The sequence below is a fragment of the Pradoshia sp. Z4_20 genome (assembly GCF_058216035.1).
The window spans coordinates 14,264-28,263 of the sequence record NZ_JBZAJD010000002.1 but is presented as its reverse complement, the minus strand read 5'-3'; the positions used below and the strand labels follow the sequence as shown (position 1 = coordinate 28,263).

Annotated in this window: 10 protein-coding genes; 9 read left to right on the top strand and 1 reads right to left on the bottom strand. The window is 35.3% G+C overall.

From position 1 onward, the window contains the following. Positions 1-115 precede the first annotated feature (115 nt). Positions 116-1,033, top strand: a complete 918-nt coding sequence (locus AC4BHP_RS06130) for a selenium metabolism-associated LysR family transcriptional regulator (RefSeq protein ID WP_490551722.1) — start codon at positions 116-118, stop codon at positions 1,031-1,033. On the opposite strand, the gene AC4BHP_RS06125 is transcribed toward AC4BHP_RS06130, so the two are convergent. Then, complete coding sequence (locus tag AC4BHP_RS06125; protein WP_490551720.1) at positions 1,030-2,481, bottom strand: sigma-54 interaction domain-containing protein; 1,452 nt, start codon at positions 2,479-2,481, stop codon at positions 1,030-1,032. The two genes, AC4BHP_RS06130 and AC4BHP_RS06125, sit on opposite strands and share 4 nt — an antisense overlap. A gap of 177 nt (positions 2,482-2,658) precedes the next feature. Here AC4BHP_RS06125 and AC4BHP_RS06120 point away from each other — a divergent pair, with 177 nt between their 5' ends. From AC4BHP_RS06120 to AC4BHP_RS06085, 8 genes are all read left to right on the top strand, one after another. Further along, positions 2,659-3,843, top strand: a complete 1,185-nt coding sequence (locus AC4BHP_RS06120) for an iron-containing alcohol dehydrogenase (protein WP_490551718.1) — start codon at positions 2,659-2,661, stop codon at positions 3,841-3,843. 21 nt (positions 3,844-3,864) lie between these two features. After that, a complete protein-coding gene (xsc, locus tag AC4BHP_RS06115; protein WP_490551716.1) occupies positions 3,865-5,622 on the top strand; it encodes a sulfoacetaldehyde acetyltransferase in 1,758 nt (585 codons plus the stop codon). 149 nt (positions 5,623-5,771) lie between these two features. Continuing rightward, positions 5,772-7,106, top strand: coding sequence for an MFS transporter (locus tag AC4BHP_RS06110; protein WP_490551714.1), 1,335 nt, complete (start codon positions 5,772-5,774; stop codon positions 7,104-7,106). A 506-nt stretch (positions 7,107-7,612) separates the two neighbouring features. After that, complete coding sequence (locus AC4BHP_RS06105) at positions 7,613-8,896, top strand: extracellular solute-binding protein (RefSeq protein WP_490551712.1); 1,284 nt, start codon at positions 7,613-7,615, stop codon at positions 8,894-8,896. A 65-nt stretch (positions 8,897-8,961) separates the two neighbouring features. Continuing rightward, positions 8,962-9,837, top strand: a complete 876-nt coding sequence (locus AC4BHP_RS06100) for a carbohydrate ABC transporter permease (protein ID WP_490551711.1) — start codon at positions 8,962-8,964, stop codon at positions 9,835-9,837. 13 nt (positions 9,838-9,850) lie between these two features. After that, entirely contained in the window at positions 9,851-10,699 is an 849-nt protein-coding gene (locus AC4BHP_RS06095; protein WP_490551710.1) for a carbohydrate ABC transporter permease, read from the top strand. A 6-nt stretch (positions 10,700-10,705) separates the two neighbouring features. Continuing rightward, positions 10,706-12,430 carry a cache domain-containing sensor histidine kinase gene (locus AC4BHP_RS06090; protein ID WP_490551709.1) on the top strand — a complete coding sequence of 575 codons (1,725 nt, stop codon included), beginning with the start codon at positions 10,706-10,708 and terminating at the stop codon, positions 12,428-12,430. Next, on the top strand, positions 12,427-13,998 hold the full coding sequence (locus AC4BHP_RS06085) for a response regulator transcription factor (protein ID WP_490551708.1): 1,572 nt from the start codon (positions 12,427-12,429) through the stop codon (positions 13,996-13,998). The genes AC4BHP_RS06090 and AC4BHP_RS06085 overlap by 4 nt, the downstream gene beginning before the upstream one ends. Positions 13,999-14,000 lie beyond the last annotated feature (2 nt).

Below are 14,000 nucleotides of genomic sequence, written 5' to 3'. Positions count from 1 at the left end.
CAGGTAAAATGTAGCTTAATTAAAGATAGCATAGAAATATATACGTCACTTATTTAGAAATTTCATATGTTTTATACATTTTTATTATAGATCTTCTTTTAAAGGGGGAGTATATATGAACTTTGAGGATTTAAAGATATTTCACACATTAGCTAAAAAGAGGAATTTCTCAGAAACAGCTAAATCATTACATATGACTCAACCGAATGTTAGTTTACATATTAGAAGATTAGAAGAACATTTAGGTGTTAAATTATTTGAAAGAACAACTAAAAAGGTATATTTAACACCTATAGGAAAAGTGTTATTCAGTTCATCTGAATTAATATTAAGGCAGATACATTCAACAAAAAAAGAAATTGAAATGTTATCTAACACAATTCAAGGGACATTGATCATTGGTGCGAGTTTAACAGTAGGAGAATATATTTTACCTTACTTATTTGGAGAATTTGTGAAAGTTCATCCTAATATCAGCTTGAAATTAAAACTTAATAATTCTGCACAGATTATTACAAAACTTAAAGATACAGAGATACATCTAGGTTTTATTGAATCAATGCTGAAATATCCTGATTTTAAGCAAGAAGCTTTTCTAGAAGACGAGTTAATTATAATCACATCTCCCCATAATTCATTAATAGAGACTGACTATATAACAATCGACCAACTTTTTTCTCTTCCTTTTATTATGAGAGAGCAGGGATCCGGGACAAGACAAGTGATTGAAGAAAAACTAAAGGAAAACAATCTGGATCCCTCAAAATTAAACATTGTATTGGAACTGGAAAGCACTGAGTCTATTAAATCTGCCGTTGAATCAATTACAGGTATTTCGATTATTTCCCATTCAGCTGTAAGAAAAGAATTAGCTTTAAATACTTTGAAACAATTGCATATTAAAGATATAACGATGAAGCGAAATTTTTATATGCTATATGATGAACATTATTTAAGTCTTACTGCTGATATATTTGTAAAATTTCTGAAAGAAAATATTTGTAGTTTACCTAACCCACAGATATCTATTTAATAGGTTATATTCAGTCGTCGCATTTTTCTTATTAAACTGGAATGATCAATTTTAAGTTGTTGAGCAGCTGAACGAATGCTGCTTGTCCTTTTCAATGTACTAATTATAATTTCTGTCTCATATTGTTCAAGGGCTGATTTAAGACTAATTTCTTTTGAGAGTAAATGGGAAGCCTGATCTGAAAACTCATCCTCGCTAATTAACGGCATTTCTAAATTCCAATTTTCTCTTATATTATCGGGAAGATCGGCAGGTCCAACCTGTGAAGTAAGAGTTGAGATAATTACATATTCAATTACATTTCTTAATTCTCTAACGTTACCTGGCCAATCGTATTCAATTAGCTTGTTCATAGTTTCGGGTAAAATTTGTTTTGTCAGTTTGTATTTATTACAAAACTCATCTTTGAATTGTTCCACAAGTGGTGGGATATCATCTTTTCTGGACTTTAGGGGTGGTATCTTCAATTGAACAACATTAATTCTATACCATAGGTCTAACCTGAACTTCTTTTCATGGATTAATCTTTCTAGATTTTGATTCGTTGAGCAAATTAATCTAAACGATAGATTGATAGGTTTAGTAGATCCGATACGAGTGATGCTTTTTTCTTGCAATACACGAAGTAACTTTACTTGAAATTGAATGGGGATTTCTCCAATTTCGTCTAATAATATTGTTCCATTGTTTGCTTGTTCAAAAAATCCGGGTTTCCCTTCCTTTTTAGCGCCAGTAAAGGAACCACCTGTAAATCCAAACATCTCTGATTCAAATAGTTCGTTTGGGATAGCAGAACAATTCACCTTTATAAAGGGTTGGTTTGATTTGGAGCTCAATTGATGTATTAAGTTAGCTAATACTTCTTTACCTGTTCCGGAATCGCCTGTAATCAAAATATTCGTTGGGAATTGAGATATTTGTTCGATTTTTTGATATAACATTTTCATCTGTGGGCTATTGTATACTATATAAAAGTCTGGTTGGTTATAGAGTGTATTTGGGGTGTTGTTAGTAATATGATGAGAATCTTGAAGCTGTTTTTGTAAATGATAAAGATAGCTGATATCACGGACGCTGGTGACGACCATTGAAACTTTTTGATTTTTATCAAGAATAGGGTTTGCTGTTACTACAAAATATTTCTGTTGTTTTATTTGTTGTATAATAGTTGTCTTTTTTTTTGTATCTAATGCTATTGAGGCGGCAGATTTGTCAAAGTATTGATTTAATACAAGGTCTGTGATATTTCTATTTATTACCTCTTTTTTTGATATTCCTGTCATTTCTTCGTATGCTTTGTTCACTTCAATTACTATGCCTTCATCGTTGACCACAAACAGTCCATCTGAGGAATACTGAACGATGGAATGGAGAATTTCGTTTATAGATTGTAATTTAATTAACTCATCAGATTTACTACTATCTCCTACGTTATATTCATCTATCAAAGTTTCCCTCCTTGTCTATATTTTTAGGTGGTGAAAAAAAACACCGTTATGGTGACGTTTCAACACCATTATCCTTAATTATAAATAGAAAACACTTGTTAAACAAGAAGATTAAGGTTGGCATGATAATTGCAATATATATAGTTGTAACCAAATATTTTTGAAAGGAGGATTAAGATGGTGAAGAATGTCTTAAGATTAGATTTACCTGGTCAAATACATTTAGGAGCAACCAGTATAAATTCTCTAGGAAGTATGGTATCACAAGCTGGCGGAACAAGAGTATTAGTTATTATGGATACATTTCTGACAAGACCTGAAATTAGCTTAGATATAAAAGTAAAGGAGATTTTAATCTCGGAGAAAATTGAAAGTGCTATCTTTAGTTCGTATTCCGGTGAACCTACAACTGAACATGTAAGTAATGCGCTTACTGTACTAAGGGAATTCAATGGAGATTGTATTGTATCCATTGGTGGAGGAAGTGCAATTGATATTGGAAAAGCTGTTGCTTTATTTAGCTGTAACGAAAATCTTGATTGGGCTGACATTGTAAAGAAACCTCACCTTAATAGATTACCTTTATTAGCAATACCTACTACCGCAGGAACAGGTTCTGAAGCTACGAAAATAATGGTTATAACTGATACTGATTCAAATATTAAAATGAATCCAGGTCATCCTCATCTCATACCGGATATAGCAATTCTTGATCCGGAACTTACTTTAAGTCTTCCTAAGAACTTTACAGCTTATACAGGTCTTGATGCCTTAAGTCATGCAATGGAAGCATATGTTTCTACTAATTCTACCATTATGACTGAGCCTTTTGCACTTGAGGCGATAGACAGAATCAGTAATTCCTTGCCTGTCATTTATGAAAATGGTAATAACATTGAAGCTAGGCAAAATATGCTTCTTGGTAGTTGTTATGCAGGAATTGCTTTTTCAAATGCTTCAACAAATCTAGCGCATGCAGCTGGTCGGCCATTGGGTGCGCGTTTCCATATACCGCATGGATTAAGTGTCGCTCTCCTCATGCCATTTGTAGTTGAATATGGATTAGATTCAGCTAGTGATAAATATGCAGATATTGCATTAGCTTTAGGGGCTGAGCCGAGTTTGAGTAAGGAAGAGTTAGCTGTAAAGACATTAGACATCCTTCATAACTATAATGACATATTCAATATATGGGAGGATGGTAAAAAGTATATAGATGTTGATGACTTAAGAAGGAATATTACATTGTTGGGGAAAGATGCTATATCTGGGAATGGAATTCTAACAAACATTAAAGTGCCAAAGCAAGAAGATGTGCATGATTTATTTTATAAATTAGCTGATAAACTATCAAGTTTATAAAACAATTTAGGAGGAGTTTGTATGAAAGTAAAGAATAGGGAAGCTAAAGCTACTAAATTAAAAATGACGCCTAGTGAAGCAATTGTAGAAACATTGTTAAAAGAAGGGATTACCCATATTTCTGGGATATTAGGTTCTGCTTTTATGGATATGTTGGATCTTTTGCCAACTGCAGGTATTCGTTTTATCGGAGTAAGACATGAACAAAGCGCTGCACATATGGAGGATGGATATGCACGGGTATCGGGGAAAGCGGGAGTAGTTATTGGGCAAAATGGTCCTGGAATTACTAATATGGTTACATCTGTTGCTGCAGCAAATCAAGCACATACTCCGATGGTTGTTATTTCGCCTTCTGCAGGCACTCCTACTGTTGGATGGGATGGATTTCAAGAATGTGACCAAGTCTCAATATTCAAGGCTATTACAAAAGAAACAGTTCGAGTCACACATCCGAGTAGAGTTGCAGATTGTTTGAGAACAGCTTTCCGAATTGCTTATGCAGAGCGGGGACCTGTTTTATTTGATATCCCTAGGGATTACTTTTATGGTGAGGTTGAAGATTTTATATTAGAACCCCATCAGTACCGGGTAGATTCTCGGGGAGCAGGATCTAATGAAAGTATTGAGCAGGCTGCTAAAATTTTAGCAGAAGCAGAGTATCCGGTTATTATATCCGGACGAGGAACAGTAGATTCAAATGGAATTGATCAGGTTAAGATGATAGCGGAATATCTATCAGCCCCTGTAGCTGTATCATATATGCACAATGATGCGTTTCCGAACAATCACCCCTTGTTTGTTGGCCCAATTGGATATATGGGATCTAAAGCTGCCATGAATACTTTGAAAAAGGCTGATGTTGTATTGGCAATAGGAACGCGCCTCTCAGTATTTGGAACGTTACCTTGCTACGATATAGATTATTTTCCTAAGGAAGCTAAGATTATTCAGGTTGATATAAATCCTAGAAATATTGCAAGGACGCATCCTGTCGAGGTTGGTATTATAGGAGATGCAAGAGAAGCGAGTAAAGCACTCTTCCAACAGATTAGGGAAGTAACTTCTCCAATAATGGACCAAAGTAAATTAACTGATTTGAAAGCTATTAAAGAAGATTGGGAAAAGGAATTGGTGGATTTAGCCATGGTTGATGGGAATCCAATAAACCCGCGTAGGGGACTATTAGAGTTAATAAATGTACTTCCTGAAGATACTATAATAACAACAGATATTGGTAATGTTTCTTCCACAGCTAATGCCTATTTAAAATTTAATCAACCAAGAAAGCATATAGCAGCTTTAACATTTGGAAATACAGGGTTTGCTTATCCGACAGCTTTAGGGGCCAAACTAGCGCGTCCTGACTGTCCGGTAGTAGCTATTGTTGGTGATGGCGCATGGGGAATGAGTCTACATGAAGTGAGTACAGCGGTGGAAGAAAATATTCCTGTTGTTGCCTGTGTATTTAATAATGGTGCATGGTGCGCAGAAAAGAAGAATCAAGTTGATTTTTACAATAATCGATTTGTTGGGGCTGATATTCAAAACCCTGATTTTGCTGAAGTTGCTAAATCAATGGGAGCTGCAGGAGTAAGAGTAGATAGAGCTGAAGATATAGGTCCGAAATTATTGGAAGCAATTAAATCCAATAAACCTACTGTTCTCGATATTCAGGTGGATGGAACACAACTTGCACCACCATTTAGAAAAGATGCATTAAAGATGCCTACTAGATTATTAGAGAAATATTCTCATCTAGATCATAAAAACTGGTAATTTAATATTCATCGCTGGGGTAGGGAAGGGAGATTTTCTCACCCCAGTTTGAGTCTTTTTAACATAAAAAGAAAGCGCTTTCTTCAATTAATTTGAAAATTCTATTGGCTAATTCGAAGATAATAAAAAATTTTATTGGAGGGAAATAAATGAATAATGTGAAAAGTTCTCTTAAACGTGTTGTTGGTTCAAGCTTAATCGGTTCAACAATTGAATGGTATGATTTCTTTCTATATGGTGTAGTGGCTGGTCTTGTATTTAATAAACTTTACTTTCCTTCAGATGATCCTTTTGTATCTACTATACTAGCATATGCAACATTTGCTGTTGGTTTTATCGCCAGGCCATTAGGCGGGATTATATTTGGGCATTTTGGAGACAAAGTTGGCCGTAAAAGTATGCTAATATTAACGCTAACAATAATGGGTGTGAGCACAGCTCTCATAGCAGTAATACCAACATATGATCAGATTGGTATTCTAGCACCTATCTCGTTAGTCGTTCTTCGTATTATTCAAGGAATAGGTTTGGGAGGAGAATGGGGAGGGGCTGTATTAATGGCTTTTGAGCATGCTCCTAAAAAGAAGAGAGGATTATATGCCAGTATACCTCAAATTGGATTGTCACTAGGGTTGTTGCTTTCTTCAGGTGTGGTTGCTATTCTCTCTTCAGTAATGTCAGATGGAGCATTCATGAGCTGGGGATGGAGAGTTGCATTTGGATTAAGCACTCTACTAATTATTTTAGGATTTTGGATTCGATTAAATGTTTCAGAATCACCTGAATTTAAAGTAGTAAAGAAGGAAAATGCGGAAACTAGCGTGCCATTTAAAGAAATGTGGAAAGGAAATGTGGGTAAAATTTTTGCAGGTATGGGTGCTCGCTATATCGATGGGGTATTCTTTAATATAATGGCAGTTTTTTCTCTTACTTATCTGACAACTTATATAGAAATTACTCGAACAGCTGCTTTAATAGGTGTATCTATAGCAGCATTTGTAATGTGCTTCTTTATTCCTTTATTTGGGCATATTTCAGATAAAGTTGGAAGAACAAAGACATATTTTTATGGAAGCCTGATTACTGGTTTTTCCGCAATGCCTGCCTTTTGGTTAATGAGCAATAGTGACGGGAATTTATTAATAATATGGCCATCTATCTTAATACCATTTGGTATTCTGTATGCGACTGTTTATGGACCTGAGGCAGCGTTATTTGCAGAACTTTTTGATGTGAAGGTTAGGTACACAGGAATGTCATTTGTTTATCAATTTTCAGGGATCTTTGCAAGTGGAATTACCCCAATGATTGCAGCTTCTTTAATGGAGTTTAATAATGGATCGCCCCTATTAATGACTTTATATGTAGCTTTCTCAGGTGTTGTAAGTGCTATATCTGTTTATTGGATTCATAAACATAATAAAAGAGTGCCTACTTTTCCACACATTAATGATAATGAACAAGTAAGTAAAAGGTTAATATAAATTTAAAGAAAATAGATGAAATAGATGATAAAGATAGTAACTCACCACAAATTAATTGAATATTCACATATCTATACTCTGAAAACAGACGGGGGTTAACCTTCTTCTGTTTTTTTATTATGATTAACTCCTTGTGGTTTCTAATGTGGATAAAGCTATTAGCATCTCCAGTTTAATTTTATATTATAAACAAATCCACCCTATTAAGGATAGAAAATATAATATCCCCATCATTCATATTTGGGAATTTTATTTAGTCTACTAATAATCGCTTTATTTAAATATCTCCTCAGTATAAAGATAAATTATAAAAAGTGATCTCTGTATTAATTGTTTCTTCTTTTGGGGAGAAAAGACTGTTGTTGTGCTTGACTTTCAGCGTCCCTAATACCTTTCCCAAGAATATTAGATGTTTTTATAGGTTTGTAGGATATTTCAATCAATAGGTAAGCGTTATAATGAATTTTGTAAGCGCTTTATTTTTTATGATAAAGGGGGAAAAGACGATGAAGAAATTAGGTTTAGTCCTAATGGGGTTACTGACGGTGCTAGCTTTGGCTGCGTGTAGCGATGATGATGAAAAAGCAGGTCAATCCACGAAGGATGGGGCAATTGAGCTTACGCTTTGGACTGACTGGACCGAGGATCGGCCGGAAAACACACTTTACAAAGACATTATTTCTAAATTCAATAAAGAACACGATGATATTCAGGTTAAGGTAGAGGCCATACCACATGACCAATATGAAACAAAATTAAGAACACAAGCTGCTGGTAACCAATTACCTGACATGATGCGTGTATGGCCTGGGGCGAGAACAGAGCCTCTTGCTGAAGGCGGAGCGATTCTTCCGTTGAACCCAATCATTGAGAACTGGGATGGAGTCATTCCTGATGCCATTCTACAAGACTATGCGTTAGATGATAATTATTACGCAATCCCTTCAAACATTAGTATTACAGGATTAATTTACTATCATAAGGACATTCTTCAAGATGTAGGGTTTGAAGAGTTTCCAAAAACATATGCAGAATTTAAAAAACTTGTAAAAGCACTTAATGATAAAGGCACTACTCCAATCTCTTTAGGTAACAAAGCAATCTGGCCATTGCAATCTGTTTACATCTCTACAATTGCTGACCGATTTACTGGAAGTGATTTCTTAGAGAATACATTAAACGGAGATGGCAGCTTCGAGGATCCTCAATTTATCAATGCATTATCCGTAATCGACGAATTAACAAAATTAAAGGCATTTAATGAGGATATGAATACCCTTGATGAAGCTCAATCGCGAAATGAATTCATTAAAGGAACTGCAGCACTCCACTTTGCTGGTTCATGGGCACTTGGTCCAATCTTAGACAGTGTAGAAAATATTGATAACATTGGTGTAGCTCCATTCCCTGCATTTGAAGGTGGTAAAGGGGACCCAGCCAAGATTGCTGGTGCTGCTGGCGGGGGAATCGCCGTTAACAGCAAGTTAAGTAAAGAAGAGCAAGAGGCGGCTTTCACATTCTTAAAATACTACTATGGTGATGAACTATACCAAGGCTTAATCAAAGCGAATATTATCGTTCCAGCTACTGTTGAAATGGATGACAGCATTCCACAAATATTCCAGGATGCTAATAGCTTTGCTCAAGGTGGATTAGTGCCTGTATATGATGCAACATTAACTCCTGAACTTACAGATATTATTAACAATGGCTTGCAATCTATTACCTTAGGTGACAAAACGCCTAAACAATTAGCGGAAGAGATGCAGAAAGAAAACAAAAGTAAATAATCGTCTATAAGTTCTTTCACAGGTTACTTCATGCAAGTAACCTGTGAATGTTTGGGGGGAAGGTAATGAAATTAACTAAGAAGACTAAAGGGGCGTTTATACTAGGTATACTGCCTGCTTTCTTACTATATATTGTTTTTGCCATTTATCCGATACTCCAATCCTTCTATTATTCACTCATGGATTGGAACGGATTCAATGAAATGACCTTCGTAGGATTAGATAACTATAAAAAGCTATTTGCGGATTCCCTGTTTTGGAACTCTGTCAAAAATAATATATACGTAGTATTAGTTTCTGTACTGGGTCAAGTTCCACTTGCTTTATTTTTTGCCCTTTTATTGAACCGTAAAATGAAGGGCGCAAAATTATTTAGAACAATTGGGTTTCTGCCAGTTGTTTTATCAACCGTAGTGATCTCCTTAACTTGGAGTTTGATTTTCAATTCCCGTAATGGTTTAATCAATGAATTTCTACGATCAATCGGGTTAGATTCACTCGCACAAAATTGGTTGGGAGATACAAAGTGGGCAATGGCATCTGTCTTAGTAGTAGTTGTTTGGCAGTTTGTTGGTCTATACTTAATTATTTTTCTGGCCGCATTACAAAATATACCTACTGAAGTATTAGAAGCCGCTAAAATGGATGGTGCATCGGAATGGGCAACAACCTGGAAGATTACGATTCCAATGATATGGGAAACCATTCTCGTTGCGATTACACTTTGTATTGCAGGCAGTTTGAAAACATTTGATTTAATTTATGTCATGACACACGGCGGTCCGGCACATTCAACAGATGTTATGGCGCTCTATATGTTTAATGAAACATTTTCTAAATTACAGTATGGTTATGGTAGTGCAGTGTCCGTATTTATTTTCTTCTTTAGTCTGATCTTAATTGCGATTGTGAACAAAGTATTAGGAAAGAAAATGATTTAGGAGGTGGGTATAGATGGCGAAAACAAATGAAATACCTAAGAAAAGAAGCTTCAAAAAAGTAAGCATCTATATAACATTAATCATATTTGCAATTATTAATGCGTATCCAATTATTTGGATGGCAATCAACTCCTTTAAATCCGAGAAGGAGTTTGCAACAAACCAATTTGGGTTTCCAAAGAAATTTATAGTAGAAAACTATACTGCCGCTTGGGATATTGCTAACTTAGGTGTCCTGTTTAAGAATAGTATTTTTATTACTGTAACGGCGACTATATTAACCGTTTTTATCGGGGCTTTAGCATCTTATTTCTTATCTCGATTTGATTTCAAGATGAGCAAGTGGTTATATGGATTTTTCATCTTTGGATTATTAATACCAATCCATGCCACATTAGTACCTATGTTTATTCTAATGAAAAATTTAGGACTATTGAATACACCCATCACCTTACTCTTTCCCTATATCGCTTTTCATTTACCCATTACGATCTTTATCCTCACCAGCTTTATGAAGGGCTTTCCTAAGGATATTGAAGAATCTGCAATCATGGACGGGTGCGGAGTTTTTAGAATATTCTGGTCTATCATCCTGCCCATGTCACGTCCGGTAATCGCTACAACTGTCATTCTTAATTTCATCTACAATTGGAATGAATTTTCATTTGCGCTAGTGTTAATTAATGACCCAGAGTTTCAAACATTGCCACTAGGTTTAGCAAACTTTGCAGGTCAATTTACAACCGACTATGGTGCCCAAATGGCTGGTTTAACGATGTCTTTAATTCCAATTGTCATTTTCTACATGATTTTTGAAAAGAATATTGTTAAAGGTATGACAGCTGGTGCGGTAAAAGGGTAAATGAATATGATTCGAAATTGGGGCCTAAAAAAGAAGTTTATGATTATATTCCTTGTATTCATCACACTACCAACAGTATGCTATGGAATTCTCATTTACTACCAAACAACGGAAGTACTTAAAAGACAGCTGGAAGAGGATATCCTTGAAATACTAGAAAAAGATGAACAGAGCCTTTTGTCCATCATACGAGATGTTGAAAGTATGTCCTCCTATATGATTTACAGCGAGGACTTCCGAACATTTTTTAAAACTACAGATGAAATCCCTATTGCGGATAAAAGTAGTATGGACGGGATAAAAGGCTATTTTACTTTTCAATTGATGTCAAATGAGTATATATCATCCATCTTATTAAAAGGAGGAAATGGTGAGGAGCTGGCATTTGGTGAACCTGTTTTTGGAAACGAGGATAAGTTAGATCAGGCTGCCATAGACGGAAAAGGATCTCCCATTTGGAGCGATACCTATGGGGTTACAAGTGGGTGGGATGGGAAAAAATATGTTATTAGCCTCTCTAGAGTCATTAACGATTTAAATAAGATTAATCAACCAATTGGCATCGTAAGAATCCGTCTTGATCAGGAAAAAATTAAGAGAAATTTAGAAGTAAAACAAGGAAATTACCTGGTCATGTCAAAATCAGGTGAAATTATTCTTCATTCAAATCAAGAGTTACTAGGAAAAAAATACAATGATCCTGCCTTTATCGATTGGGTCAATCATAGTGAGAACCTAGCTTACGATTTTACAAAAAACAACCATAACTATAAAGCTGTAAAAAAAAAGCTAAGTGGAACAAATTGGACCTCTATCGTGATTGTAAATGAGGAGCACTTGGTCAAGGAACTATATACCGTTCGAAATTCGATCCGTAATATGATCTTTCTTCTTCTAGTATGTGGAATCATCGCTTTTTATGGATTCTATCGATCTAATATAAAAAGAGTAATTGAATTAACTGGCCAAACACACCAGCTTGAGAAAGGGGATTTCTCTGCGAATGTGGGTGTTTCAACAAATGATGAAATTGGTCAACTAGGGAAACAGTTTAATAAAATGGTCAAAACAATTCAAAGACATATTGATACAGAATACAAACTGACTATTAAACAAAAGGAATCTGAATTAAAGGCCCTTCAGAATCAAATTGATCCACATTTTCTTTACAATACATTAGACATGATTCGATGGACCGCACGCCTTGAAAATGCAATGGAAACAGGTCAACAAATTGAACAACTTTCAAAAGTATTCCGAATGAATCTAAATAATGGTAAAATGTGGGTTACAATAGAGGAGGAAATAGCCTATATTGAATCTTATTTAGAATTACAAAAAAGCCGCTTAGGAGAACGTCTATCTTTTTACATTTTTATTGATGATCAAATCAAACGTTCCTACATAATGAAACAATTAATGCAGCCACTGGTGGAAAATTGCATCCAGCACGGTTTTAAAGAATTACCCAGACAAGGAATCATAAACATTTGCTGCTATCAAGCGGAAGGTCAGATATGGATTGATGTGATTGATAATGGTTGGGGGTTCGAGAAAGGTAAGCAAGATACTGGTTATGCAATGAAAAACCTAAAGGAACGTTTAGAGATTGCGTTTGGAGAACCATATGGTTTGCTGGTGTTAGAAGCTGAATCCGGAGCATTGGTAAGACTAATCCTGCCACTACTTTGGCAGCCCATAAACATGGAGAAATCAGGTGAACACTCGTGACTTTTAAAATGTTAATAGTGGATGATGAACCTATTATTTCCCGTGGTCTGCGTTTAACGATTCCCTGGGAGACCATCGACGTCGAAGTAGTAGACACAGCACATGACGGGGAGGATGCAATCGAGAAGGTCATACAATATGGAGACATTGACATTGTTATTACAGATATAAGGATGCCAAAAATGGATGGACTGCAGCTGGCACGTTTTCTGTATGAAAACTACCCTCAGATTCGGACGATTATTCTTAGTGGATTTGAAGAATTTGAATATGCCCAGCAAGCTATCAAATTGGGTGTAGATAATTATTTTCTTAAACCGGTTGATATTAATGAGCTCGTGGAAAATGTTAAAGAAATAACCAACGAAATGAAGCAAAAGCGGCAGCAAAAAAAAGAACTCGACAAAATAGGATTGAGAAATGCAATCCTCCAACAAGTTACAAATTTACAGAGGTCTACACCCGCAAAATCAGACCATCACAATGGCTTCATGATTTATCCATTCATTAGTATGCATCAAAATTATAAACGAAAAATAACTAGTTTATCAGAAGGGGTATATGAAGAATTTTTAAGAGGATGGGAGAAAAGCATTGAGAGGAAACTACAAAATTATGGACTTGCCTCTTATTCATTCTTTACGGAAAAAAATATATTAGTCACCTGTGTTCATAGTGATGATGATTGGAAAGTGACGTCGGATATCCGGCAAAGCTTGATTCGAAATGATGAATTTCCCCTTCAATTTGTTTGGAGCGATGAGAGGGTTCCTGTTGAAAATCTCATGATCGTACTAACAGAACTACTAAATAAAGGAAGATATTTAGCTTTCACTGAATGTACTAGCATTATAGTTTCAGATCAATTGAGACGGGATACCCTTCAATCGTACCCAACTAAACTTGAAGAGCAATTAATAGAAGCTATTATTCAAATGAAAGATTTAGACCTACATACTTTTACTAATGAATTATTCGGATACTTTACAATACATGAATTTTTCCTGGATGAAGCTGTTCATATTTGCAGAGAGATGCTTAATAAAATTTTGGATCACTATAAGTCTCTGAGTGGGAAAAACGTAAGGAAATGGGATCCTTATTACAGTGAGAGTATAAATGTCCATGAATATAACTCATACGAATTATTGAAAGAACTTTTTTATCTGGACCTTTCCTCCATTCGTAAATACCAATCTGAGTTGAAGAATTTTGACAAACAGGATTTGTTAATCAATCACGCGAAGGAATACATACATGAATACTACAGAACAAATATTAGAGTTCATGAAGTAGCGGAGGTCCTTAATATAACCCCAAATTATTTCAGTTCACTATTCAAGCAGAAAACAAGCGTTAATTTCAATGAATACGTTAACCAATTAAGAGTGGATGAAGCAAAGATCTTACTTGCGGAGACTCCTTTTAAGGTAAACGAAATATCCGAACAAGTAGGATTCCATGAATATAAGTATTTCGTGGGAGTGTTTAAAAAACTGACAGGAATGACTGCGACGGACTATCGGAAATTTAGAAACCTGCAAGATAGAAAAACTGGGGAGAGATAATA

What these genes read in the sequence shown, in the direction of transcription:
- AC4BHP_RS06130 (WP_490551722.1), top strand. Translation starts at nt 116, where the DNA reads ATGAACTTTGAGGATTTAAAGATATTTCACACATTAGCTAAAAAGAGG.
- AC4BHP_RS06120 (WP_490551718.1), top strand. Translation starts at nt 2,659, where the DNA reads ATGGTGAAGAATGTCTTAAGATTAGATTTACCTGGTCAAATACATTTA.
- xsc (WP_490551716.1), top strand. Translation starts at nt 3,865, where the DNA reads ATGAAAGTAAAGAATAGGGAAGCTAAAGCTACTAAATTAAAAATGACG.
- AC4BHP_RS06110 (WP_490551714.1), top strand. Translation starts at nt 5,772, where the DNA reads ATGAATAATGTGAAAAGTTCTCTTAAACGTGTTGTTGGTTCAAGCTTA.
- AC4BHP_RS06105 (WP_490551712.1), top strand. Translation starts at nt 7,613, where the DNA reads ATGAAGAAATTAGGTTTAGTCCTAATGGGGTTACTGACGGTGCTAGCT.
- AC4BHP_RS06100 (WP_490551711.1), top strand. Translation starts at nt 8,962, where the DNA reads ATGAAATTAACTAAGAAGACTAAAGGGGCGTTTATACTAGGTATACTG.
- AC4BHP_RS06095 (WP_490551710.1), top strand. Translation starts at nt 9,851, where the DNA reads ATGGCGAAAACAAATGAAATACCTAAGAAAAGAAGCTTCAAAAAAGTA.
- AC4BHP_RS06090 (WP_490551709.1), top strand. Translation starts at nt 10,706, where the DNA reads ATGATTCGAAATTGGGGCCTAAAAAAGAAGTTTATGATTATATTCCTT.